This window comes from Prescottella agglutinans (assembly GCF_004011865.1).
GTDB classification, from domain to species: domain Bacteria; phylum Actinomycetota; class Actinomycetes; order Mycobacteriales; family Mycobacteriaceae; genus Prescottella; species Prescottella agglutinans.
Map to the genome: position 1 here is coordinate 104,376 of NZ_RKLP01000003.1, position 23,382 is coordinate 127,757.

Below are 23,382 nucleotides of genomic sequence, written 5' to 3' on the forward strand. Positions count from 1 at the left end.
GCTCATGGCTGATCCGGGCACCGTGTCGAGCGTCTACATCGCCTCACCCGAGGGCGACACCGGCAAGTCCACGGTGGCCCTGGGGGTGCTGCAGATGCTGTGTGCGTCGACCGCCCGGGTGGGGGTGTTCCGCCCGATCGCGCGGTCGACCGACGAGACCGACCACATCCTGGAACTGCTGATCGACCACACCACCGCCGACCTGACCTACGACCAGTGCATGGGCGTGACGTACGAGCAGGTGCACGCGGACCCGGACGGGGCGCTCAGCGAGATCGTGTCCCGGTACCACCAGGTGGCCGAGGAGTGCGACGCCGTCGTGATCGTGGGCAGCGACTACACCGACGTCGCCAGCCCCAGCGAACTGGGCTACAACGCGCGCATCGCGGCCAACCTCGAGGCGCCGGTGCTGCTGACGTTGCGCGGTGCCCACCGCAGCCCGCACGAGGTGGCCCAGCTGGCGAACCTGTGCACCGCGGAACTCGCCGCGCAGCACGCACATCTGGTCGCGATCGTGGTGAACCGCTGCGATCCGGATCGGCTGGAGGAGTACGCTGCCGCGCCCGAAGCCGCCGGGGTGCCGGTGTGGAGCCTGCCGGAGATCCCACTGCTGATCGCACCCACGGTCGCCGAGTTGCTGGCCGCGGTCGACGGCGAACTGTACTGCGGTGACACGGCGTTGCTGCAGCGCGAGGCGCTGGACGTGATGGTCGGCGCGATGACCGCCGAGCACATCCTCGAACGGATCACCGAGGGATCGCTCGTGATCGTGCCGGGAGATCGATCCGACGTTCTGCTCGCCCTCGTCAATGCGCATGATGCGCAAGGCTTCCCGTCGCTGTCGGGCATCGTCATGAGTGGCGGGATCGAACCGCACCGCTCGGTGGCGCGTCTGATAACAGGGTTGAGCCCGAGGCTGCCGATGCTGGCCACGCACTTCGATTCCTTCGACACCGCCAACATCGCGGCTCAGACCCGCGGACGCGTCTCGGTGGGCTCGCTGCGCAAGATCGACACCGCGCTGGCCCTGATGGAGCGGCGGGTGCACGCGCCCACTCTCATCGAACGGCTGCAGGTGGAGTTGCCGTCGGTGGTGACGCCACAGATGTTCGAGTACCAGTTGCTCGATCGGGCTCGGGCCGAGCGCAAGCGGATCGTGTTGCCGGAGGGCGAGGACGACCGGATCCTGCGCGCGGCGGGACGGCTGCTGCGTCGTCGGGTGGTCGACCTGACGATCCTCGGCGACGAGACGAGGGTCCGGGCCCGCGCCGCCGAACTCGGTGTGGACCTGTCGTCGGCGACGGTCCTTGACCCGAAGCGATCGGACTACCTCTCGGAGTTCGCAGCCGAGTACGCGCGCCTGCGAGCCCATCGGGGCATGACGATCGAGCGGGCCCGCGAGATCGTGGCCGACATCTCGTACTTCGGAACGATGATGGTGTACAAGGGGATCGCGGACGGCATGGTGTCCGGCGCGGCGCACACCACGGCGCACACGATCCGGCCGTCGCTCGAGATCATCAAGACGCAGCCGGGTGTGTCGACCGTGTCGAGCGTCTTCCTGATGTGCCTCGCGGACCGGGTGCTGGCCTACGGGGACTGCGCGGTCGTGCCGGATCCGACGGCCGAGCAGCTCGCCGACATCGCGATCTCGTCGGCCGAGACCGCGGCGCGGTTCGGGATCGACCCGCGGATCGCGATGCTCTCCTACTCGACGGGTGACTCCGGCACGGGCATCGGCGTCGACAAGGTCCGCACCGCGACCTCACTGGTGCACGAGCGGCGCCCGGACCTGTTGGTGGAGGGTCCGATCCAGTACGACGCGGCCGTCGAGCCCACGGTCGCGCACACGAAGCTCCCGGACTCGCAGGTGGCGGGGCGGGCGACGGTGTTCGTGTTCCCGGACCTCAACACCGGCAACAACACGTACAAGGCGGTGCAGCGCAGTGCCGGCGCGGTCGCGGTCGGTCCGGTGCTGCAGGGGTTGAACAAACCGGTCAACGACCTGTCCCGCGGCGCTCTCGTGCAGGACATCGTCAACACCGTCGCGATCACCGCGATCCAGGCTCAGGACGTTCCCGTGAAGGTGGTGCAGAAGTGACCGAACCGGTTGTGCTGGTGATCAATTCGGGATCGTCATCGATCAAGTTCCAGCTGGTCCACCCGAGAGTGGGTGACGCCGTCGGGTCGGGGCTCGTCGAACGGATCGGGGAGTCGTCGGGCCGCATCGTCTACCACCACCCCGGCGGTGTCGTCGAGCGCGAACTCGTCATCCCCGACCACACGGCGGGCCTGCACGCGGCGGAGGACGTCATCGCCGAGGCCGGACGTTCCCTGAGCGAGTGGGGGGTCGTGGCGGTGGGTCACCGCGTCGTGCACGGCGGGCCGGTGTTCCGGGAGCCGACGGTCGTCGACGACGACGTCGTCGCCGAGTTGCGGCGCCTGTCGCCGCTGGCCCCGCTGCACAATCCGCCGAACGTCGTCGGGATCGAGGTGGCGCGCCGACTGCTGCCCGAGGTCCCGCATGTCGCGGTGTTCGACACGGCCTACTTCCACACGCTGTCGGAGGCGGCCGCGACCTACGCGATCGACGCGGAGGTGGCACGCGCGAACGGTGTGCGCCGGTACGGTTTCCACGGAACGTCGCACGAGTACGTCAGCGGGCGGGCCGCGGCGTTCCTGGACCGCGACTACGGCGAGTTGAACCAGATCGTCCTGCACCTCGGGAACGGGGCGTCGGCCGCGGCGATCCGCGGCGGGCGCGCCGTCGACACGTCGATGGGGATGACGCCGCTCGAGGGCTTGGTGATGGGCACCCGCAGCGGCGACCTGGATCCGGGCGTGATCCTGCACCTGAACCGGAACGCCGGCATGAAGGGCGACGAACTCGACGACCTCCTCAACCGGCACTCCGGGTTGAAGGGGCTGTGCGGCGAGAACGACTTCCGGGCCCTGCGGCAGATGGTCGCCGACGGGGACCCCGCGGCCAAGCTCGCGTACGACGTCTACGTGCATCGGCTGCGCCGGTACATCGGGGCCTACCTCGTGGAGCTGGGCGGCGTCGACGTGATCACCTTCACCGGCGGGGTCGGCGAGCACGATGTCGATGTGCGCCGCGATGCCCTCGCCGGACTCGGTCGTCTCGGTATCGTGGTGGACGACGAGCGCAACGCGTCACCGGAGACCGGTGAGCGGCGGATCAGCGCCGACGTTTCCGCGGTGGAGGTCCTGGTGATACCCACCAACGAGGAGCTCGCCATAGCACGGAAGGCGATCGCTCTGGTCTGATCCGGAAAGAGGTGTCACTCGGCGCAGGGGATCGGGACCTTAGGCCCTCGCCGCGGAACCCTCGGAAGTCCGACTATTCCGGGTATGGTTGCCAACCCCGAGATCGATCTTGCTCCACCACGAACGCTGACGCCGTCGCGACCCGCGCCCGCGGGCCGCGCGCCGAAGGGGTCGTTCATCTACAAGATGATCACGACCACCGATCCCAAGGTGCTCGGGATCATGTACCTGGTCACGGCGTTCGCGTTCTTCCTCGTCGGCGGCCTGATGGCGCTGCTGATGCGGAGCGAGTTGGCGATCCCGGGCCTGCAGTTCCTGTCGAACGAGCAGTTCAACCAGCTGTTCACGATGCACGGCACGATCATGCTGCTGCTGTACGCGACCCCGGTCGTGTTCGGCTTCGCCAACTACATCGTCCCGCTGCAGATCGGCGCGCCGGACGTGAGCTTCCCGCGGCTCAACGCGCTGAGCTACTGGTTCTACCTGTTCGGTGGACTGATCGCGACGGCCGGCTTCATCACCCCCGGTGGTGCCGCCGACTTCGGCTGGACGGCCTACGTGCCGTTGTCGAACGGCGTGCACTCCCCGGGCCTGGGTGCGGACCTGTGGATCATGGGCCTGGCGCTCGGCGGTGTCGGCACGATCCTCGGTGCGGTCAACTTCATCACCACCATCGTGTGCCTGCGTGCCCCCGGAATGACCATGTTCCGGATGCCGATCTTCGTGTGGAACATCCTCATCACGTCGCTGCTGATCCTGCTGGTGTTCCCGCTGCTCGCCGCCGCCCTGATCGGTCTGTGGGTGGACCGGAACCTCGGTGCCCACCTGTTCGACCCGGCCACCGGCGGAGTCATGCTGTGGCAGCACCTGTTCTGGTTCTTCGGACACCCCGAGGTGTACGTGATCGCGCTGCCGTTCTTCGGCATCGTCTCGGAGATCTTCCCGGTCTTCTCGCGTAAGCCGATCTTCGGTTACAGCGGCCTGGTGTACGCCACCATGGGCATCGCGGCCCTGTCGATCGCCGTGTGGGCGCACCACATGTACGCCACGGGTGCGGTGCTGCTGCCGTTCTTCTCGTTCATGACGTTCCTCATCGCGGTTCCGACCGGCGTGAAGTTCTTCAACTGGATCGGCACGATGTGGAAGGGCCAGCTCACGTTCGAGTCGCCGATGCTGTTCTCGGTCGGCTTCCTCGTGACCTTCCTCTTCGGTGGCCTGTCGGGCGTCCTGCTCGCGAGCCCGCCGCTCGACTTCCACGTCACCGACACCTATTTCGTGGTGGCGCACTTCCACTACGTGCTCTTCGGCACCATCGTGTTCGCCACCTACGCGGGCATCTACTTCTGGTTCCCGAAGATGACCGGCCGCATGATGGACGAGCGTCTCGCGAAGTGGCACTTCTGGACCACGCTGATCGGTTTCCACACCACCTTCCTGGTCCAGCACTGGCTCGGCGCCTCGGGCATGCCGCGCCGCTACGCCGACTACCTGCCCACCGACGGTTTCACCACGCTGAACACGATCTCCACGGTCGGCTCGTTCATCCTGGGCGCCTCCACGCTGCCGTTCCTGTGGAACGTCTTCAAGAGCTACCGCTACGGGCAGGTCGTCACCGTCGACGACCCGTGGGGCTACGGCAACTCGCTCGAGTGGGCCACCAGCTGCCCGCCGCCGCGCCACAACTTCACCGAGCTGCCCCGGATCCGTTCGGAGCGACCGGCATTCGAGCTGCACTACCCGCACATGGTCGAACGCATGCGCGAGGAGGCGCACGTCGGACTCACCGGTGCCCCCAAGGGCAACGCCGCGGAGCTGCCCCAGGAAACGAAGGTCTGAGATGGACGACGGCACGCGGTACCGCGACTGGATGGCCCACGCCCCGCGCGTGGACGTCCGCCCCGAGCCGGGACGGATGCTGGCGCCGCTGCTCACCGTGGCGCTGACGCTCGCGACGCCGTCGGTGCTGCCGATCCCGGTGGCGGTCGTGCTGATCCTCGCGGCGCTCGCGTGGCTCGGGGCGCGGATCCAGGAGTCCGGCGGTGACGGCCGTCGCGGCGCGGGTCTCAGAACAGGCTACGAGGGCGCACCGCGTTCGCGAGGTCCACGAGCGTGTAGCGGTGGGTCGCGGTAGGCGCGCCGCGCGCCATCGCTCGTAGTGCGGACTCCGTTCCCGCACGCAGGCCGCGCTCGGTGAAGGGGACACCGAGCAGCGGCTCGCGTGCGGTTTCGGGGGTGTGCCCGGCGAGGAGCCACTGCAGTGCCGTGCCGAGAACCACCGTCCGCATCTGTGGGCCGCGGATCTCGGTGCGGGGCAGTGCTTCCACCCGCCGGGCGCACTCGCGCAGCGTCTGCTCGCTGATGTCGCCGATCGGCCGGACCGACAGGTACGTGAGGACCGCCGTCATCCGGGCGGCGGCGTAGCTGCGGGAACCGACCGGGACCTGGTCCAGTGCGCCGACGGCGCCGTGGACGTCGCCGTCGGCCGCGAGTCGTCGGGCCAGCCCGAACGCGGCGCTCACGATGTTCCGGTCCATCCGCCACACCGCCCGGTAGAACTCGAGCGCCGGCAGCCGCCACCGGTCGATGCCGGGTTCCGTGCTGTGCTCGAGGAGCAGTTCGGCGGCGGCGGCCATCGCCAGTTGCGGCGAGATCTCACCCGGCAGCGCCGTGTGGACGTTGTCGAACGACATGTAGGCGGACGCCAATTCGTTCACGACCAGTGCGGCCATGCCCCGGTACCACTCGATTCGCCAGTCGTTCGGATGGGTCGTCGCCAACGCGCGCAGCAGTCGACGCGCACCGTCCGCGTCTCCGAGATCGAGGTGCGCCCGGACCTCGGCGAGGTGTAGTTCCAGCGATTCCGGGGTGTCCTGGTCGCTGCTCTCGCGGGCTCGGTCCAGGATGTCGAGCGTCAGTCGGGGATCGCTCTGCGCGGCCGAGTTCACCAGGGCCGCCCCGGGATCGTCGGGATCGACCAGAGGCACGGCGAGGGCGTGGGCCACCTTCTGCGCGTTCAGGGTCCGGTCGCGTTCGACACCATCGGCGAAGACGTCGGTCTGCTCGACGAACTCGTCGGCCCCGAACATCGCGCGCTGGCGGGTGAAGACCGTCGACAGGATCGGATGCTCCTCGTCGGACTGACGCGAGACGATCTCGCGCAGCACGCCGGTGAGCTGACCCGCCATCTCCGACGCGGACCGGAACCGCCGGTCCGGGTCGGAGGCGGTGGCCCGCAGCAGCAGTCGGCGGTAGGAGTCGTACCGGGCGAGCAGCGGCGCCTGCGCCGGCGTCGGCAGCCCATCGGCGTAGTGTCCGTTCGTCGTCGGCAGGTCCAGGGTCAGCACCGCGAGAGTTCTTCCGACGGTGTAGATGTCGGACGCGACGGTCGGCCCGGTCTCGGTGATCTCGGGCGCCTGGAAGCCGGGGGTGCCGTACAGGTAGCCGTAGCTCTCGAGCGGGGCCACGGCACCCAGGTCGATCAGCTTCAGTTGCACGTCGGTGACCATGATGTTGTCGGGTTTGAGGTCGTTGTAGGCCAGACCCATCGAGTGCAGATACTCCAGCGCGGGCAGGATCTCGAGAATGTAGGCGATGGCCTGTTCGACGGGCAGGCGCTCGGGGCGCTTGCACGCGGCGAGGATGTCACGCAGCGAGTTTCCGCCCACGTACTCCATCACCAGATAGCCGGCGGGAGGTGAGCCTTCCTTCTGGTACTCGACGAAGTTGTAGATCTCGACGATGCTCGGGTGTCTCACCTCGGCGAGGAACTGACGTTCCGCGGCGGCCACCGCGCGCGCCTCCGCGTCGCCGAGTTGCAGCAGACCCTTGAGGACCACCCACCGGTTGTCGACGTTGCGGTCGATCGCCAGGTAGATCCAGCCCAGCCCCCCGTGCGCGATGCAGCCCTGGACCTCGTACTGGCCGGCGATCACCGCGCCGGGGGACAGCAGCGGGGAGAACTCGAATCGGGCCCCGCAGTGCGGGCAGATCCCGGACGTGGCGCCGGGGCCGTCCTCGGTCGACCGGCCGACCGGCCTGTTGCACTTCCAGCAGAACCGTTTGCGTTCGGGCACTCGGGGATCGGTGAGGATGACCGACTGGGGTTCGCGCACCGGAACCGGCGGCACCTCGACCAGTCCGCCGCCGAGCACCCGCCGGGTGCGGATGCGCTGGGTGCGGGTGCGGCGCCCGGTGGTGGGCACTACCTCCTGCGCCGCGGTCGCCATCGGGTCGTCGTCCGGTGTCGCGGCACGCGTGCGCGCGACGTCAGCCGTGTCGTGTTCTTCGGCGTCCTTTCCTGTCATGCATCCTCCGTTCCTTCCTCACGTCAGTCCCGGTACGTCGCCGGTGGCGGCCCGGGAGAGGGTCCGAGTTCGGAGAGCCATCGCTCGTAGATCCTCTCCCACGTGCCGTCCGCGCGGATCCGTTCGAGGGTGCCGTTCACGAACCGCACCAGATCGTCGTCGCCCTTGGCGATCCCGATTCCGTACGGTTCGGGTCCCAGGCTCGGCCCGACGATCCTCAGGTAGGGGTCCTGCGTCGTCATTCCCGCGAGCAGGGTGTCGTCGGCGCTGACGGCTTCGACCTGGCGCTGCTGCAGCATCACCAGGCAGTCCGACCAGGTGGGCACCGAAATCACCGTGGCGCCGGGGGCCAGGTCCCGGATGCGCTCGAGGGAGCGCGTTCCCTTCGTCATGCACACCCGCTTCCCGTCGAGGTCCTCGACGCCGTTGATCGGGGAGCCCGCCATGACCAGGATCCGCTGGTGCGCCTCGTAGTACTCGGTGGAGAAGTCCACGTGCCGGCGCCGTCCGCACGTGATGCTCATGGTGTGGGCGACGATGTCCACCTTCGCGTCCTGCAACGCCTGTTCGCGTTCCGCCGCCGCAAGGACCCGGTACTCCACCTTGTCGGGACTGCCGAGCAGGTCGCGGGCGATCTCCCGGGCGATGTCGACGTCGAACCCCTCGATACCGCCGGTCGCCGGGTTCCGGAAACTCATCAGGTTGCTTCCCGTGTCCAGCCCGACGATGAGCCGGCCGCGAGCCCGGATCGCGTCGAGTGACGGTCCCGTCGGCACCTCACCCGCCGGGAACGGCCGCAGACTGGCGGTGGGATCACCGCACTCCTCGGGCGGGGGCAGGGGAGCCGACGTCACGACCGACGCGCCCTCCGGCAGGGGGGCGACGCTGTACGTCTCGCTCGGCGGGAGCGTGTACGGCTCCGGCGGCTCCGTACAGCCCGACACGGCCGCGCCGACGGCCCCGACAGCCACGGCGGCCGTCGCGAGCAGTCGGCATCCGATCACTGGTACTCCCGCAGCCTGGGCCACAGGCCCAGAGGGATGCCGACTGCCGCCACGATCGTGATCACCACCGCGCCGGGGCCGAGCGCCGACAGGACCCTGGACGAGTCGGAGATGTCGCCGCGCAGTTCGGCGCGGGCGCTGTCCGCGCCGTCGGACAGCGCCTTGTCGACGACGTCGAACTGCGTCGCACTGGAATCGGGCTCGGAGCCCACCGCCGTCATGGCCGCCGATGTCCAGTCGCCCACCTCGAGGGCGTCGGTCATCCGTTGGTGCGACGCAGTCCAGACGTCCAGGGCCTGGGAGGCCTCGTGTGCGTCGTCCGCGCCGACGGTGGCCGAGTAGTTGTCGAGCAGCATCCGCAGCTGGTCGGTGTCGTCGACGAAGACCTGCGCGTGCTGCTCCTTCTCGTCACGACGGACCAGCTGCAGGATCTCCTGGGTGCGGGCCTGCTGCGCGAGGATGCGTGCCGACGCGAACGTCGACAGCGGCGCCGAGCCCTGCCGCACCGCGCGGTGCGCCTCCGTCGCGGACACGATTCCGGCGACGAGCATCCACGCGAGCAACGCGGTCATCGCGGCGGTCGTGAACAGCAGCCCGGCGTTGAGTGTGCGCCGGGTCCTCCTGGACATCACCACCTGCGTCGCGACGAGCGCGACCAGCAGCGCCACGAGCAGCCCGATCGCGAACCACGGCGGCCGGGCGAACTCGGACTGCGGGGCGAGCGCCGCGGCGGAACGTTCGGTGTGCAGGGCCTGCGCGAGCGGCAACAGATTCGTCTGCATCAGCGAGGACGCCTCGGCGAGGTACGCGGACCCGACCGGATTGCCGCTGCGGTTGTTGGCGCGGGCCGTCTCCACCAGCCCCGTGTACACCGGCAATTGCGTCGCGATCGACGTGATGAGGCGCCGGCCCGCGTCGTCGCCGGGCAGCCCGTCGGACGTCGCGACCAGTTCCGCGGCCGCGGTCCCGATGGCCTGCGAGTAGCGGTCCCGGTCCTCGCTCGGTTCCACACCGCCGGACAGGAACGCCGTCGCCGCGGAGGCGTCGGCGACGGACAGCGACGAATACAGGTTCTGTGCGGACCGGGCGAGCGGTTCGGTCGTGGACAGCAGGACGTCGATCTCCTGCTTCCGTTCGCTCGCGACCGTGGAGGTGATCAGTCCCGCGGCCAGCGTGCCGAGGAGCAGCGCGACGCCCACCGCGAGCAGCCGCGCAGGAGTCGATCGCAGCAGGTCGCGCGGGGCGATCTGCCGAGCACGAGCGACGCCGAACGTCGTCGCTGCCATCCCACTGGTCTGCTTCGGCGCGGTCGTCGTCGCGTCCCCCGCCGTCTTCGTTTCCGGCACTGCCACGGCATGTCCTCGGTTCGCCGTCCTTATCGTTCGCGGCCTCCGCACTGCCGAGCATAAGCCGCACCGGCAGGTTGTTCCTCCGATTCGTGATGTCGCGGGGAATACTGTGGGGACAGGCGAGCGGCTCGGCGGACAGGGCAGGTGAGAGGCACTCCATGCGCGGTGACGGAGACGGTTGGGCGACGACCCCCGACGGGGTTCGGCATTGGGGCCGGCACGGCGCGGCGGGTCTATTGCTGCGCGCCCCGCTGGCGGACGGCTCGGCGGCGGTCCTGCTGCAGCATCGGGCAGCGTGGAGTCATCAGGGTGGCACGTGGGCGCTGCCCGGTGGCGCGCGCGACAGCCACGAGACGACGATCCACGCCGCGGTCCGCGAGGCGCAGGAGGAGACCGGAATCGACGCCGGGTCCGTGCACGTGCGTACCGAGCGGGTCACGGCCACCGTCGCCGGCGGCTGGACCTACACGACGGTCGTCGCCGACGCGGAGAAGCCGCTGGCGCTGGTCCCGAACGGGGAGAGCACCGAACTGCGCTGGGTACCCGAGTCCGAGGTGGAGCGCATGCCGCTGCACCCGGGATTCGCGCTCGCGTGGCCGACGCTGCGGGCCACCGAGGTGCGGCTGCTGCTCGACACCGCGAACGTGCTCGGTTCGCGGCCCGACGGATGGTGGCGCGACCGTGCCGGCGCGACGACCGAACTGCTGGACCGGCTCGCCCAGGTGCTGCCGCGGACCATCGAACTGCCGGACTGCAGTTTCGGCTGGCTGCCGCGCATCGAGGCGGTCCTCGAGGGCCGGGCCCGCGCCGCAGGGCAGGTCGACGCGCGGGTCGCGGTGCACACCGCCTCCGGCAGCGGCGACGACGAGGTCGCCCGGCTGGCCGCCGCCGACCGCGCCCTCACCGCGGTCGTGACTGCCGACCGCGGATTGCGCGGCCGGCTGCCCGAGTCGGTGCTGACGCTGTCGCCGTCGACGGTGCTGGGCTGGTTGGACTGAACGCCGGTCGGACTGAGCGCCGGCCGGAGCGGGCCGGAGGTCAGCCGCGTTCGAGGAGGAAGCGGCGACCGGTGATCTCGGTGGGCCGGATCTCCACGAAGTTGAACTTCTCGGTCGGTACCCACGACCGCAGGTCGAGTTCCTCGGCCGCGTTGATCTCGTCGAACCGGACGAGGGTGCGCGCGATGCCGCGGATCAGGATGCTCCACGCGGACGTGGCGTCGGCGTGGTCCACCTGGAAGGTGACCATCGGTTTGAGCGCGAGCTCGGTGAGCTTGTCGCCCTCGGCGCTGCGAAAGTAGAGCTTGCCGTCGTTCACCGCATAGTTGACGGGATAGACGTCGGGCTGGTCGCCGGCGACGAGGATGAGCCGTCCGAGCCGCTCGGTGGCCAGCAGGTCCAGTGCCTCCTGCTCGGTGAGCGCGGTGACGGGGGTGGTCCGGTCCGGCATGTCTGCTCCGATCGTCGGCGAGTCTTCACCTCCGACTCTGCTCCCTCCCACAACCGAGTGCCAGGGAATCGGGATGTGAGCTGCGTTGCATGTGAGAACTGCTGCGCAGCAACGGGTTGCGCCGGCGGCCGGGTCAGGCGTCGGACTTCTTCGCCGACTTCTTCTCGGAGTTGTTGTCCTCGCGCCGGTTGCGGAGCACGACGAGCGGCAACAGCACGGTCGCGAGCGCGGTGACGAGCCACACCACGATCGTCGCGAGGATCCACGTGCGCCATCCGGAGATCGACAGCCCGCCGAACGCGGAGGCGATCAGGAGGGCGACGAAGGTGGACACCAGTCCGATGCCGCCCAGGAATGCCGGTGCGTTCCGCTCGGCGAGCCGGGTGATGAACGGCGCCAGCACGCTCTGGGCGATTGCGAACAGGATCACGGCGGTGATGAATCCGGTCGCGCTGACCGACACCTCGGGGATCAGCCACACCGCGGCGAGGATCCCGAGCGCGGCCGATCCCAGGAAGATCGCGCATCGTATCAGAAAGCGAATCATGTTCCGGCCCTTCCGCGTACACCGTGCAAGCCCGCGTCGGTACATCCCGCGAACCGGGTGGTCGATTTCGGTGAGCTTACCTCTCGGGGCGTCGGTCGGCGCGTAACGACGCCGGGTGCGTTTGCGAACTTCCGGGCAGGGGAGTTGGGTTCGAAGTAGCCCGTTATCGGTGGGGACCGACATCGTTGCTTAGGCTTCGTAGTAGATCTCCGTCGGGGACGATCGACAAGGGGGACGACTGGTGTTGTGGAGCAGGACGGCCCGGGAACGTGAAATACCCCGCCGGACAGGGCACCTCGTCGTGCTCGGGCTGTGGGCACTGACGTCGGCCATCCTCGTTCTCACCACGGTGCGTCCGTGGATGCCGGAGATCGGACTGCTCGCCGGGGGCGCCGACCTCGACGTCTACCGCGACGGCGCGCGTCGCGTCATGGAGGATCTGCCGCTCTACACCGAACCCGTCATCCACGGCCTGCTGTACACGTACACGCCGTTCTCGACGCTGGTGTTCGTGCCGTTCGGTCTGCTGCCCCTCGGGTACGACAAGTACATCTGGATGGCGGCCAACCTGGCATTGCTGGTCGGGATCGTCGCGCTGTGCTGGCGGATGCTCGGTTACCGGATCTCGCCCCGGCTCGTCGGGGTCTCGACGCTCGTGGCGGTGGCGTGCACGTTTCTCGAGCCCGTCCGCACGACGCTGTTCTACGGGCAGATCAACCTGGTGCTGATGGCGCTGGTGCTGTGGGACGTCTCCCGTGACGAACGGAGCCGGATCAGGGGCATCGGCGTCGGGATCGCGGCCGGCATCAAGCTCACCCCCGCCTACTTCGTGCTCTACTACCTGGTGCTTCGCCAGTGGCGGGCGGCCGCCGTGGCGGTCGGGACGACCGTGGCCACGGTCGGTGTGAGTTGGCTGGTGCTGCCGGACGATTCGTGGCAGTACTGGACCCGGACGTTCTTCGAGTCCACGCGTATCGCGGAGGACCAGCACCCGTCGAACCAGTCGATCCGCGGGGTCGTCGCGCACCTCACGGGTCATGCGACGCCGGTCGTCCTCTGGCTGGTGCTGGCGGCGCTCGTCGTGGCGGTGAGCATGTGGATCGTGGTGCGACTGCACCGGGTGGGAGAGAGCCTGCTCGCGGTGACGGTGGCGGGCCTGAGCGCCGCGGCGGTGTCGCCGTTCTCGTGGAGTCACCATTGGGTGTGGTTCGTGCCGCTGATCGTCTACATCGTGCACCGGGCACTGACGAACGGTTGGTGGTGGCTCGCGGCGGCGGTGATCTACCTCGGGGCCGGAGCGTGGCCGTACCGGTGGGACGAGCACGTCGTGGTGGTCGGGCTGTTCCTGTTCCCGCCGCAGTGGGCCGTCGCCGACGTCCTCATGAACATCTACCTGTTGCTGTACGCGGCGATCCTCGTCGGAGCCGGTGTGGTCGCGTTCCGCACTCCCGAACCGGCTGGTCAGCACCCAGTGGCAGCGTGACCGGGGCGCCCTGTCACCATTCCGGCATGAAAATTCGAACCCTGATCGCCGCCGCCCCCGTCGCCCTGCTCGTCCTCACCGGCTGCAGCGACAGCAATGCGGACTCCGCCGCATCGTCCGCCGACGAGACCACCACCGTCGCCGCCGACCTCGTCGACGCCGCCGTCAAGGAGATGTGCGGCCAGGTCGCTGTCTTCATCGACTCGTCCGAGCAGGCCGCCCAGGCCGCCGGGCAGCCGTTCGACCGGGCCGCCAAGGGCGAGGAGTTCCTGGGGCTGCTGAAGACGAGCTCCGGCGCCTGGGTGGGCGCCTACAACGCGCAGGCCGAGGTGGCGGGCCAGCCGCTGCTGGACCCGGCGACCGCGACGTGGGAGGACATGCCTGCGGACAGCCGCGACATGATCGAGCGGTCCGTGCAGGCGGGTGTCTCCGGCAACTGCTGATGCGCAGGGTCAGCCGCGCAGGGCGTCGGACAGCGCCCGCGCGGCGGCCTCCGGGTCGTCGGCCGCGGTGATCGCGCGCACGACGACGACGCGGCTGGCGCCGGCCTCGAGGATCTGCGGCAGCCGCTCCTGGTCGATACCGCCGATCGCGAACCACGGGCGCGCCGGGGCGGCCTCGGCGGTGCTGCGCACCAGTTCGATCCCGGACGCCGTCCGGCCCGGCTTGGTGGGCGTGGCCCACACCGGTCCGGTGCAGAAGTAGTCGACGTCCTCCTCGATCGCCGCGAGGCTCGCCTGCGCACGGTTGTTCGTGGAGCGGCCGATCACCACGTCGGGGCCGACGATCCGGCGGGCGTAGTGCACGGGCAGGTCGTTCTGGCCCAGGTGCAGGACGTCCGCGCCCGCGGCGAGCGCGAGGTCGGCGCGGTCGTTGACGGCGAGCAGCGCGCCGTGGCGTCGGGCCGCCGCGCCCAGCACCGCCAGCGCGGCCAGTTCCTCCTTGACCTCGAGCGGTCCGAACTCCCGCTCGCCGGCCGAGCCCTTGTCGCGGAGCTGGACGATGTCGACGCCGCCGGCGAGTGCGGCCTCCACGAAGTGAGCCAGATCGCCCTTGTCGCGGCGGGCGTCGGTGCAGAGGTAGAGGCGCGCATCGGCGAGGCGTTCGCGCGGTGTGAGGTGCTTGACGGATTGGGAGGCGTGCACACTTGGAACGGTAGTCTCTAGTGCGGACTAATCAACACGGGAGTCCCGAGGAACGCGGGGCTGAGAGGGGGCCTGCCGGCCCCGACCGTCATACCTGACCCGGATCATGCCGGCGCAGGGAGTGAGGTGGAGAAAAGTTGACCCGATCGGTTTCCGTCGTCGGAGGCGGTGTCATCGGTCTGTCCGTCGCGTGGCGCGCAGCGCAGCGCGGCTGGGCGGTCAAGCTGTACGACCCGGCACCCGGTAGCGGTGCGTCGTGGGTCGCCGGCGGCATGCTGGCGCCGCTGTCGGAGGGCTGGCCCGGCGAGGAGAAGGCGCTCGCGCTCGGGGCCGCTTCGTTGCAGCGGTGGCCGGACTTCGGCGCCGAACTCGAGCGCATCGCGGATCTGAAACTCTTCACCTCCGACGACTCGCTGACCGTCGCGCTCGATGCCGCCGACGCCGCCGACCTGCACACGATCGCCGACTGGGTGGCCGAGCAGGGGCACGAGCTGCGCATCCTGAACCGGGCGCAGATCCGCGAGCTCGAGCCGTCGCTGGGCCGCGGCATCCGGCTCGCGCTGCAGGCGCCCACCGAGCCGGCCGTCGACAACCGGCTGCTGGTGCGGGCGCTGCGGACCGCGGCGGTGGCGGCCGGCGTCGAGCTGATCGAACGCGCCGTGACCGACCTGGCCGAGCTCACCACCGATCAGGTGGTGCTGGCGGCGGGTTCGAACTCGGCGCAGCTGTGGCCGGACCTGCCGGTGCGCCCGGTGAAGGGCGAGATCCTGCGGCTGCGGGCCCGGCCGGGTGTGACGCCCGCGCCGCTGCGCACCATCCGCGGTAGCGTGCACGGTCGGCCGTCGTATCTGGTGCCGCGCGCCGACGGGATCGTCGTCGGCGCCACGCAGTACGAGTCGGGACACGACACCCAGGTCACCGTGGCCGGGGTGCGCGACCTCATCGCCGACGCCGAGGCGTTGATGCCCGCGATCGGCGAGTACGAGCTGTACGAGGCGAAAGCCGGTCTGCGCCCGATGAGTCCGGACAACCTGCCGATCATCGGACGCGTCTCGGACCGCGTGGTGCTCGCGACCGGACACGGTCGCAACGGCATCCTGATGACCCCGGTCACCGCGGACGCGACGGTCGCGATCCTGGACGGCAATCCCCTGGCGGAGGCGGAAAGTGCCACCGCCGAACGATTTTCATTCGCGAAGGCATGAGTGAGGTTTGGATGAGTGAGTTGATCGGGATCACCGTCAACGGTGAGGACCGCGAATTCGACGGGCCGCTGACGGTGACGGAGCTGCTCGAGCGGCTGGATCTGCCGCAGCGTGGCATCGCCGTCGCGGTGGACGGCGCGGTGTTCCCGCGCGGCCGCTGGACCGAGTCGGTGGGCCGCGGCTGGGAGATCGAGATCCTCACGGCGGTGCAGGGTGGCTGAGATGGGCAAGCTGACGATCGCCGACCGCACCTTCGGCTCGCGCCTGATCATGGGCACCGGCGGCGCCGCGAACCTCGCCGTGCTCGAGGAGGCTCTGGTCGCGTCGGGCACCGAACTGACCACCGTCGCGATGCGCCGGGTCGACGCCGCGGGCGGCACGGGCGTGCTGGACCTGCTGCGCCGCCTCGACATCGCGCCGCTGCCGAACACCGCCGGCTGCCGCGGTGCCGCCGAGGCGGTGCTCACCGCGCAGCTCGCGCGCGAGGCGCTCGAAACCGACTGGGTGAAGCTCGAAGTGATCGCCGACGAGCGCACCCTCCTGCCTGACGCTATCGAATTGGTCAGCGCCGCAGAGCAGTTGGTGGACGACGGCTTCACCGTCCTGCCGTACACCACGGACGACCCGGTGCTCGCCAAGCGGCTCGAGGACGTCGGCTGCGCCGCGGTGATGCCGCTGGGTTCGCCGATCGGTACCGGCCTGGGCATCTCGAACCCGCACAACATCGAGATGATCGTCGACGCTGCGAACGTCCCCGTCATCCTCGATGCCGGTATCGGCACCGCCAGCGATGCGACGCTCGCGATGGAACTGGGCTGCGACGCGGTGCTGCTCGCGACGGCGGTCACCCGCGCCAAGGATCCGGCGCTCATGGCGTCGGCGATGCGTGGCGCGGTCACCGCCGGCTACGAGGCGCGGCACGCCGGCCGGATCCCGAAGCGGTTCTGGGCGCAGGCGTCGTCGCCAATGTGATGCCGGCCGCGACGGCTAGGGGGTCGCGAACGCGAGGCCGACTCCGAGGACCGGTGGTGCGGTGACGAAATGCCCGCCGAGTGGGGCGTTGCCCTCGTAGTGGGATTTCGGCATCCGGTAGATCTGGGCGAAGGACTGCGGCGGGTAGGTGACGCCGATGAACTCGTCCGCGGGCAGGGCGCCCACGACGACGAACTTCACCGTCGGCGAGGACAGCTGTTCCGGGTCGTGCACCACGCGGTACACCACGCCGCGGGTGGTGTCGTAGTGGGCGTAGTCGCGCACCGCCTCCACGATCGTCGCGCCCCGGTCGAACGCGGCACGCAGCCCCGGCGCGGCGATCGACGCGGATCCGCTCGTGATCGAGCTCGGCGGGATCGGTTGCGGGCCAACTTCCTCGGCACCGGCGACGGGCGCGGCGACGGCGCCGAGTGCGACCGCGACAGCGGCCGCGGTGACGATTCTTCTCACGAGTCCTCCTCCTAGGGGGCCGGCTCTCCCGTGGTTCGGCGGAGTCGTCCCCTCTGTCGTGTCGGCCGGTGCGGAGCGTTACGGGAGGTCCGTCCGCGCCACGCCGATAACGGAATGATCGAAAATCCCGGAGGTCGGGGCGTTGCGCCCTAGGCTGGGTGAGGCCAGGTCGGTTTCGCTGCTGCGATAGGACGTGCCATGTCGACGATGCTGAACGCAGATCTCCTCCGACTCCTCCGCTCGGATGTCGTGGCGTGGAACGCCCGACGCGATGAATTGCCCGATGCGCCAGACCTTCACGGTCTGGACTTGTCGGGAGCGGACCTCGCCGGGGCCAATCTCACCGGTGCCAACCTGGTCGGCGCCGACCTCTCGGGTGCGGACCTGACAGCTGCCGAGTTCGGCGGCGCCGACATGACCGGAGCCAACCTCTCCGGGGCGGTGGCCGCGGACGCGGACTTCAGCAAGGCGTACCTGACGAACGCGAAGCTGACCGGGGCGGTGCTCACGCTGTCGTTCCTGACATCGACGTACCTGGCCCACGCGAACCTGGCCGGGGCCGACCTGTCGGGTGCGTACATGACGGGTGCGCATCTCGAGGACGCCGACCTGACCGGGGCTCGGTTGGCGGGCGCGTACCTCGCGCACGCCGATCTGACGGGTGCATTGCTCTCGACGGCCGACGTGAGCGGTGCGGACCTGACCGACGTGCGGATGCCGGACGGCGCCGTCCGGGCCTGACCGGGGTGATCCCCGACACGGTCTCGGGGTGGACGTCATCCCAGGGTATGACTCGGGTGTAGACCGGAGACCGATGCGCAGGTAGGGGCGTTTCGGGCAGAGTGGTCCTCATGATTGAAGTGAGGGGACTGACGAAGACCTACGGGTCGACGAGAGCGGTGGACGATCTCACGTTCGCCGTGAAGCCCGGAATCGTCACCGGCTTCCTCGGCCCGAACGGTGCCGGCAAGTCGACGACCATGCGGATGATCCTCGGCCTCGACAAGCCGACGTCGGGCACCGCACTGATCGAGGGCGTGCCGTACCACCAGCTCAAGCAGCCGCTGCGCACCGTCGGCGCGCTGCTCGACGCCAAGTGGGTGCACCCGAACCGTTCGGCCAAGGCGCACCTGCAGTGGATGGCGGCGGCCAACTCGCTGCCGATGTCGCGCGTCGACGAGGTCCTGCGCCTCGTCGGCCTGACGGAGGTCGCGGGCAAGAAGGCCGGCGGCTTCTCGCTGGGCATGTCGCAGCGGCTGGGCCTGGCGGGCGCGCTGCTGGGCGATCCCAAGGTGCTGCTCTTCGACGAGCCGGTCAACGGTCTCGACCCCGAGGGCATCGTGTGGATCCGCAAGTTCATGCAGAGCCTGGCCGCGGAGGGCCGCACGGTCCTGGTCTCGAGCCACCTCCTGTCGGAGATGTCGCTGACCGCAGAGCATCTCATCGTGATCGGCCGCGGTCGGTTGATCGCCGACACGAGCGTCAAGGACTTCGTCGACCGTGCGTCGGAATCGTCGGTGCGGGTGCGCAGCCCACAGCTCGACGCCCTGCGCGGCGTGCTCACGGCGCAGGGCTTCGCGGTCCGCGACGACGCGGGCGTCGACCATCAGTCGGCGCTGGTCGTGTCCGGAGTCAAGACCGACGACATCGGCGCGCTCGCCGGGGCCAACGGAATCGTGCTGCACGAGTTGTCGTCTCAGCGCGGCTCGCTCGAGGACGCGTTCATGAAGCTCACCGGCGACGACGTGCAGTACCACGCTCAGATCGCCGGAGCAGCCGGGCAGAACATGGGAGGTGCGCTCGGATGAGCGTGTTGAATGCAGAGCGCATCAAGCTCACGTCCACCAAGTCGCCGATGTGGTGCAGCCTCATCGCTGTGGTCGCCAGTGTCGGCCTCGCGGCGGTCATGGGCATCGCCTACAAGTCCCTCGTGGAGTCGGATGCCGAATCGCTGGGCGAGTTCACCGCGGCGTACACCCAGCTCGGGGCCGTCCAGTTCGGGTCGATGCTGGTGATGATCATGGCGGCACTCGCCGTGACCACCGAGTACCGATTCGGCGTCATCCGCACCACGTTCCAGGCGATCCCGAACCGCACCCAGGTGATCGCGGGCAAGGCCCTCCTGCTGGCGATCATCGCCGGCGTCCTCGGACTGGTCATCGCGCTGGCGTCGTACTTCGTGGCGCAGGCGACGGCCGGCGTGACGCTGGACCTCGGCGCGGACAGCAATGCTCGTGAACTCTTCGGTATCCCGATCTACTACGCACTCCTGGCAGTCCTCGCGGTCGGTGTCGGCACGCTGATCCGCCAGTCGGCGGGTGCGATCTCGCTGCTGCTGCTGTGGCCGCTGGTGATCGAGAGCTTCGCGACGATGATCCCCAAGGTGGGCAAGTACATCGGGGAGTTCGGCCCCTTCAACAACATCGCCCACTTCCTCGGGTCGGGTGCGACGTTCGACTTCCGCTGGGGTCCGTGGGGTTCGCTGCTCTACTTCGCGGCGTTCGTCGCGATCGTGTTCGGCGCCGCCCTGTTCGCGGTGAACAAGCGCGACGCCTGAGTCGCTTCCGCCAGTGAGGGCCCCGCACCGTTCCGACGGTGCGGGGCCCTCGGCGTTTTCGGTGCCCCGGCCACCGGTGCCGTGATCGGCTACGCTTCGGCACATGCGCACGACGGTGGGATTCGTCACCGTGATCGCCGGCGCGCTGCTGTTGTCGGGATGCGGTGATCCCGACGACCTCGGCCCGCCGGTGGACGGCCCCGGCCTGGCCGCGGCGATCGACACCGACGCGGTGATCGGCGACCTCGAGCAACTTCAGCGCATCGCGGACGACAACGGCGGTAACCGCGCGGCAGGCACCCCCGGCTACGACGCGAGCGTCGACTACGTCGTCGACCAGCTCGAGCAGGCCGGATTCGATGTCGACACACCGGAGTTCGCCGTCGACATCTTCCACGCGACGACGCAGACACTGCAGGTGTCGGGGCGCCAGGTGCCGGTGCAGGCGCTGACGTACTCGCCGTCCACCCCGGCGGGTGGACTGACCGCCCCGCTGGTGCCGGTGCCGTCGGACGACACTCCGGGCTGCGACGACACCGACTACGCCGGCCTGGACGTGACCGGCGCGGTGGTGCTGGTCGATCGCGGTGCCTGCCCGTTCGCGCAGAAGCAGCAGGTGGCTGCCGAGCGCGGCGCCGCGGCGATGCTGGTCGCCAACAACGTGGACGGGCCCCTGACCGGCGGCACGTTGGGCAGCAAGGACGACGCCCGGATCCCCACCGGCGGCGTCGGCAAGGCGGACGGCGCTGCGCTGCGCCAGGGTGGCGACGTCACGCTCGCGCTCGACACGACCGTCGAATCGGCCAAGTCCCGCAACGTGATTGCCCAGACGCGGACCGGCGCGTCGGACGACGTGGTGATGGTCGGCGCGCACCTCGACTCGGTGCCGGAGGGGCCGGGCGTCAACGACGACGGCTCGGGCGTGGCGACGCTGCTCGAGGCGGCCCGGCGACTCGGCGCGACGCCGAACGCCACCAACGCGGTGCGGTTCGCGTTCTGGGGCGCCGAGGAGGAGGGGCTGAACGGTTCCCAGGCGTACGTGGACGGCCTCGACGACACGGCCCGCGCCGACATCGCGATGTACCTGAACTTCGACATGGTCGGCTCGCACAACGCCGGCTACTTCGTCTACGACGGGGACGATTCGGACCGGACGGGCGAGGGGCCGGGGCCGGAGGGTTCGGCGGGTATCGAGCGCACGTTCGGCGCGATCCTGCTGCAACTGGGCATCTCGCCGGAGGGCACGGACTTCGACGGACGTTCGGACTACGGACCGTTCATCGCGACCGGCATTCCCTCGGGCGGATTGTTCACCGGCGCGGAGGAAGCAAAAACCGCAGTTCAGGCCGACAAGTGGGGTGGGGATCCCGGCGCCGGATTCGACCCGAACTACCACACCGCTCAGGACACGCTGGCGAACGTGGACCGCGCGGCGCTGGCCGTGAACGCCGAGGCCGTGGGGTACGGAATCGGGCATTACGCGCAGTCGATCGAGGGGCCCAACGGCGTGCCGGGGGCGGGTGACGAGCGCTCCGCGGCCCGCGCCGAAACCGGGAAGTAGACGACACCCGGCACTTCTGCGAGATGCCGCACCCGCGATTATTCTTGCCGGGGTGAGTGACGACTCGCAGGGCGACGACACCACCCCGGAACTGCCTCAGGCGTGTTCCGGTGCCGAGAGCGGGCCCGCCAGGGTCGCGAAGTGGATGCGTGACGCGGACCGGCAGCCGCAACTCGTGGACGCCGTCCGGCGCATCCGCCGGTCGCTGCCGGGGGATCCTTCGTTCGGTGATCCGCTGTCGACGACCGGTCCGGGTGGGGCGCGGGCGGCCGCGCGGATGATCGACACCGGTTCGGGTGCGTCCCGCGAAGTGAGCATGGCGGCGCTGCAGGTGCTGCAGGCGGTGCTCGAGAAGACGTGGGGGAGCCCCGCAAACGGCGAAGTCACGATCGTGTTCACCGATCTGGTGGGGTTCTCGAGCTGGTCGCTGCAGGTGGGCGACGGCCCGACCCTGGGCCTCCTGCGGGCGGTCGCGGCGACGATCGAACCACCGATGATCGAGCGGGGCGGGCAGGTGGTCAAACGGCTGGGCGACGGGCTGATGGTGGTGTTCGACCACCCGGACAAGGCGGTGGAAGCGGTGTTCGCGGCGCGCGCCGCGCTCGCGACCGTCGAGCACGACGGCTACCGGCCGCGCATGCGTGTCGGCCTGCACACCGGGGCGCCGCAGCCCGTCGGGGCGGACTGGTTCGGTGTGGACGTCAACGTCGCCGCCCGGATGATGGAACTCGGCGGGAACGGTCACGTCGTCATGTCCGGCAACACGCACGACGCGATCGGCACCGAACGGCTCGCCGAACTGGGCCTGCTCGCGAAACGGTACCGGCGCGGGCTGCTGGCAGCGCCGCAGCGCGGAGTGCCCGAGGACCTACGCATCTACCTGCTGCGGCCGATACCCGCTTCTCACTGACTGCCGAACGGACGAACCGGACCACTTCGGGGAACGGTTGCCGCGCCAGACGCGCGACGCGCACACTGAGGACGTGGCGGAGTCCGAGCATCCACAACGCACACCCTTCTACGGGGTGCTGATGATCATCGCGGCGCTGGCGGCGGCGATCGCGGTGAGCTACTACGGGCCCACCTGGTTTCGCATCGCCGTCTACATCCTGGCGGTGCCGGTGGTGGCCGTCGGTTTCGTCTTCACGCTCCGCGACTACTCGCGCTGATCAGGCGTCCTACGCGTTCTTCGGATCCAGCCGCCACAGTGGCGACACCGGCCCGTGCCCCGCACCCAGGTCGTACGACGCCTCGAGGCACCGGGTGACCCATTCCTTGCCGAACGCGACCGCGTCGGGCATCGCGTAGCCGTTGGCGAGCGCGCACGCGACCGCCGCGGCGAGGGTGTCGCCGCCCCCGTGATCGTTGCCGGTCTCGATCCGCGGGCTGGTGAACTCGTGGAACATGTCGCCGTCGAACAGCAGGTCGGTGCTGGACGTGGACGAGCGCAGGTGCCCGCCCTTGACCAGCGACCACTGCGCGCCCAGCGCGTGCAGGGCCTCGGCGGCGCGGCGGGCGCTGGCGTCGTCGACCACCTCGATGCCGGTGATCAGCCGCACCTCGTCGAGGTTCGGCGTCACCAGCGACGCGATGGGGATCAGGGTGTTGCGGACCGCGTCGAGCGCCTCGGCGTGCAGCAGTGGATCGCCGTGCATCGACGCGCACACCGGATCCACCACGAGTGGCACCGCCTGGTCGCGACCGATCCCGACCTCGGTGCACACCTCGGCGACGGCCTCGATGATCGCGGTGGATGCGAGCATGCCGGTCTTGGCCGCGGACACACCGATGTCCTCGACCACGCAGCGCACCTGAGCGGCCACCGTCTCCGGCGGGATCTCGTGGAATCCGCTGACGCCCACCGAGTTCTGTACGGTCACCGCGGCGACCGCGACGCATGCGTGCACCCCGCACATCGCCATGGTGCGCGAATCGGCCTGGATGCCCGCGCCGCCGCCGGAATCGGTGCCGGCGATGGTGAGGGCGCGGATCGGGGTCTGGCCGGTCGGCGTCAGGGGCAGGTAGTCCACGGCCTCGAGCCTACCCA

24 protein-coding genes and 1 riboswitch are annotated in these 23,382 nt (G+C 69.7%); of the genes, 16 read left to right on the forward strand and 8 right to left on the reverse strand.

All coding sequences use genetic code 11. From position 1 onward, the window contains the following. Window positions 1-4: 4 nt before the first annotated feature. From pta to EGT67_RS07335, 4 genes are all read left to right on the forward strand, one after another. The gene (pta, locus tag EGT67_RS07320) at window positions 5-2,101 is read left to right on the forward strand and encodes a phosphate acetyltransferase (protein WP_127915412.1); all 2,097 of its coding nucleotides are present in this window, start codon (window positions 5-7) and stop codon (window positions 2,099-2,101) included. After that, complete coding sequence (locus tag EGT67_RS07325) at window positions 2,098-3,288, forward strand: acetate/propionate family kinase (protein WP_127915413.1); 1,191 nt, start codon at window positions 2,098-2,100, stop codon at window positions 3,286-3,288. Before pta ends, EGT67_RS07325 begins: the two co-directional genes overlap by 4 nt. A gap of 84 nt (window positions 3,289-3,372) precedes the next feature. Beyond that, the gene (gene ctaD / locus EGT67_RS07330) at window positions 3,373-5,124 is read left to right on the forward strand and encodes an aa3-type cytochrome oxidase subunit I (protein WP_127915414.1); all 1,752 of its coding nucleotides are present in this window, start codon (window positions 3,373-3,375) and stop codon (window positions 5,122-5,124) included. Between the two features lies 1 nt (window position 5,125). Then, window positions 5,126-5,419 carry a hypothetical protein gene (locus EGT67_RS07335; RefSeq protein WP_127915415.1) on the forward strand — a complete coding sequence of 98 codons (294 nt, stop codon included), beginning with the start codon at window positions 5,126-5,128 and terminating at the stop codon, window positions 5,417-5,419. On the opposite strand, the gene EGT67_RS07340 is transcribed toward EGT67_RS07335, so the two are convergent. Genes EGT67_RS07340 through EGT67_RS07350 form a run of 3 tightly spaced genes read right to left on the reverse strand, consistent with a single transcriptional unit; the run spans window position 5,352 to window position 9,948 of the window. Beyond that, entirely contained in the window at window positions 5,352-7,592 is a 2,241-nt protein-coding gene (locus EGT67_RS07340; RefSeq protein ID WP_127915416.1) for a serine/threonine-protein kinase, read from the reverse strand. The genes EGT67_RS07335 and EGT67_RS07340 overlap by 68 nt on opposite strands. Window positions 7,593-7,615: 23 nt before the next feature. Continuing rightward, a complete protein-coding gene (locus EGT67_RS07345; protein WP_127915701.1) occupies window positions 7,616-8,581 on the reverse strand; it encodes a glutamate ABC transporter substrate-binding protein in 966 nt (321 codons plus the stop codon). 11 nt (window positions 8,582-8,592) lie between these two features. Continuing rightward, window positions 8,593-9,948: a hypothetical protein gene (locus EGT67_RS07350; RefSeq protein ID WP_241565931.1), complete on the reverse strand. Its 1,356-nt coding sequence runs from the start codon at window positions 9,946-9,948 to the stop codon at window positions 8,593-8,595. Between the two features lie 155 nt (window positions 9,949-10,103). Between EGT67_RS07350 and EGT67_RS07355 the strand changes: the two genes are divergently transcribed. Next, window positions 10,104-10,943, forward strand: a complete 840-nt coding sequence (locus EGT67_RS07355) for an NUDIX hydrolase (RefSeq protein ID WP_127915417.1) — start codon at window positions 10,104-10,106, stop codon at window positions 10,941-10,943. Between the two features lie 40 nt (window positions 10,944-10,983). On the opposite strand, the gene EGT67_RS07360 is transcribed toward EGT67_RS07355, so the two are convergent. Continuing rightward, on the reverse strand, window positions 10,984-11,394 hold the full coding sequence (locus EGT67_RS07360; protein ID WP_127915418.1) for a pyridoxamine 5'-phosphate oxidase family protein: 411 nt from the start codon (window positions 11,392-11,394) through the stop codon (window positions 10,984-10,986). A gap of 133 nt (window positions 11,395-11,527) precedes the next feature. After that, window positions 11,528-11,941, reverse strand: coding sequence for a phage holin family protein (locus EGT67_RS07365; protein WP_127915419.1), 414 nt, complete (start codon window positions 11,939-11,941; stop codon window positions 11,528-11,530). Window positions 11,942-12,242: 301 nt separating this feature from the next. Here EGT67_RS07365 and EGT67_RS07370 point away from each other — a divergent pair, with 301 nt between their 5' ends. Together EGT67_RS07370 and EGT67_RS07375 are read left to right on the forward strand one after the other, a co-directional pair. Then, entirely contained in the window at window positions 12,243-13,424 is a 1,182-nt protein-coding gene (locus EGT67_RS07370) for a glycosyltransferase 87 family protein (protein WP_241565932.1), read from the forward strand. Window positions 13,425-13,450: 26 nt separating this feature from the next. After that, window positions 13,451-13,867, forward strand: coding sequence for a hypothetical protein (locus EGT67_RS07375; RefSeq protein ID WP_127915420.1), 417 nt, complete (start codon window positions 13,451-13,453; stop codon window positions 13,865-13,867). Between the two features lie 9 nt (window positions 13,868-13,876). Here the strand turns inward: EGT67_RS07375 and thiE are convergent, their stop codons facing one another. Next, complete coding sequence (gene thiE / locus EGT67_RS07380; RefSeq protein WP_127915421.1) at window positions 13,877-14,569, reverse strand: thiamine phosphate synthase; 693 nt, start codon at window positions 14,567-14,569, stop codon at window positions 13,877-13,879. 26 nt (window positions 14,570-14,595) lie between these two features. After that, a riboswitch (TPP riboswitch) is annotated at window positions 14,596-14,707 on the forward strand. Here thiE and thiO point away from each other — a divergent pair. The 3 genes from thiO (at window position 14,707) to thiG (ending at window position 16,746) form a co-directional block, all read left to right on the forward strand. Continuing rightward, window positions 14,707-15,774, forward strand: a complete 1,068-nt coding sequence (thiO, locus tag EGT67_RS07385; protein ID WP_127915422.1) for a glycine oxidase ThiO — start codon at window positions 14,707-14,709, stop codon at window positions 15,772-15,774. (Overlaps the previous riboswitch by 1 nt.) An 11-nt stretch (window positions 15,775-15,785) precedes the next feature. Then, window positions 15,786-15,995, forward strand: coding sequence for a sulfur carrier protein ThiS (gene thiS / locus EGT67_RS07390; RefSeq protein ID WP_127915423.1), 210 nt, complete (start codon window positions 15,786-15,788; stop codon window positions 15,993-15,995). A gap of 1 nt (window position 15,996) precedes the next feature. Next, window positions 15,997-16,746, forward strand: a complete 750-nt coding sequence (thiG, locus tag EGT67_RS07395) for a thiazole synthase (RefSeq protein ID WP_013417095.1) — start codon at window positions 15,997-15,999, stop codon at window positions 16,744-16,746. A gap of 15 nt (window positions 16,747-16,761) precedes the next feature. On the opposite strand, the gene EGT67_RS07400 is transcribed toward thiG, so the two are convergent. Beyond that, complete coding sequence (locus tag EGT67_RS07400; protein ID WP_127915425.1) at window positions 16,762-17,217, reverse strand: hypothetical protein; 456 nt, start codon at window positions 17,215-17,217, stop codon at window positions 16,762-16,764. 207 nt (window positions 17,218-17,424) lie between these two features. On the opposite strand from EGT67_RS07400, the gene EGT67_RS07405 reads away from it, so the two are divergent. The 6 genes from EGT67_RS07405 to EGT67_RS07430 all read left to right on the forward strand — a co-directional run bounded on the left by EGT67_RS07405 (window position 17,425) and on the right by EGT67_RS07430 (window position 22,504). After that, window positions 17,425-17,958 carry a pentapeptide repeat-containing protein gene (locus EGT67_RS07405; protein WP_127915704.1) on the forward strand — a complete coding sequence of 178 codons (534 nt, stop codon included), beginning with the start codon at window positions 17,425-17,427 and terminating at the stop codon, window positions 17,956-17,958. A gap of 110 nt (window positions 17,959-18,068) precedes the next feature. Beyond that, the gene (locus tag EGT67_RS07410) at window positions 18,069-19,025 is read left to right on the forward strand and encodes an ABC transporter ATP-binding protein (RefSeq protein ID WP_127915426.1); all 957 of its coding nucleotides are present in this window, start codon (window positions 18,069-18,071) and stop codon (window positions 19,023-19,025) included. Next, entirely contained in the window at window positions 19,022-19,774 is a 753-nt protein-coding gene (locus EGT67_RS07415) for an ABC transporter permease (protein ID WP_127915427.1), read from the forward strand. Before EGT67_RS07410 ends, EGT67_RS07415 begins: the two co-directional genes overlap by 4 nt. 103 nt (window positions 19,775-19,877) lie before the next feature. After that, window positions 19,878-21,335, forward strand: coding sequence for a M20/M25/M40 family metallo-hydrolase (locus tag EGT67_RS07420; protein WP_127915428.1), 1,458 nt, complete (start codon window positions 19,878-19,880; stop codon window positions 21,333-21,335). A gap of 52 nt (window positions 21,336-21,387) precedes the next feature. Continuing rightward, complete coding sequence (locus EGT67_RS07425) at window positions 21,388-22,245, forward strand: adenylate/guanylate cyclase domain-containing protein (RefSeq protein ID WP_127915429.1); 858 nt, start codon at window positions 21,388-21,390, stop codon at window positions 22,243-22,245. Between the two features lie 73 nt (window positions 22,246-22,318). After that, window positions 22,319-22,504 (forward strand): hypothetical protein, encoded by a 186-nt coding sequence (locus EGT67_RS07430; RefSeq protein ID WP_127915430.1) that lies wholly within the window; start codon window positions 22,319-22,321, stop codon window positions 22,502-22,504. A 9-nt stretch (window positions 22,505-22,513) separates the two neighbouring features. Here the strand turns inward: EGT67_RS07430 and thiD are convergent, their stop codons facing one another. Beyond that, window positions 22,514-23,365 carry a bifunctional hydroxymethylpyrimidine kinase/phosphomethylpyrimidine kinase gene (gene thiD, locus EGT67_RS07435; RefSeq protein WP_127915431.1) on the reverse strand — a complete coding sequence of 284 codons (852 nt, stop codon included), beginning with the start codon at window positions 23,363-23,365 and terminating at the stop codon, window positions 22,514-22,516. Between the last annotated feature and the right edge of the window lie 17 nt (window positions 23,366-23,382).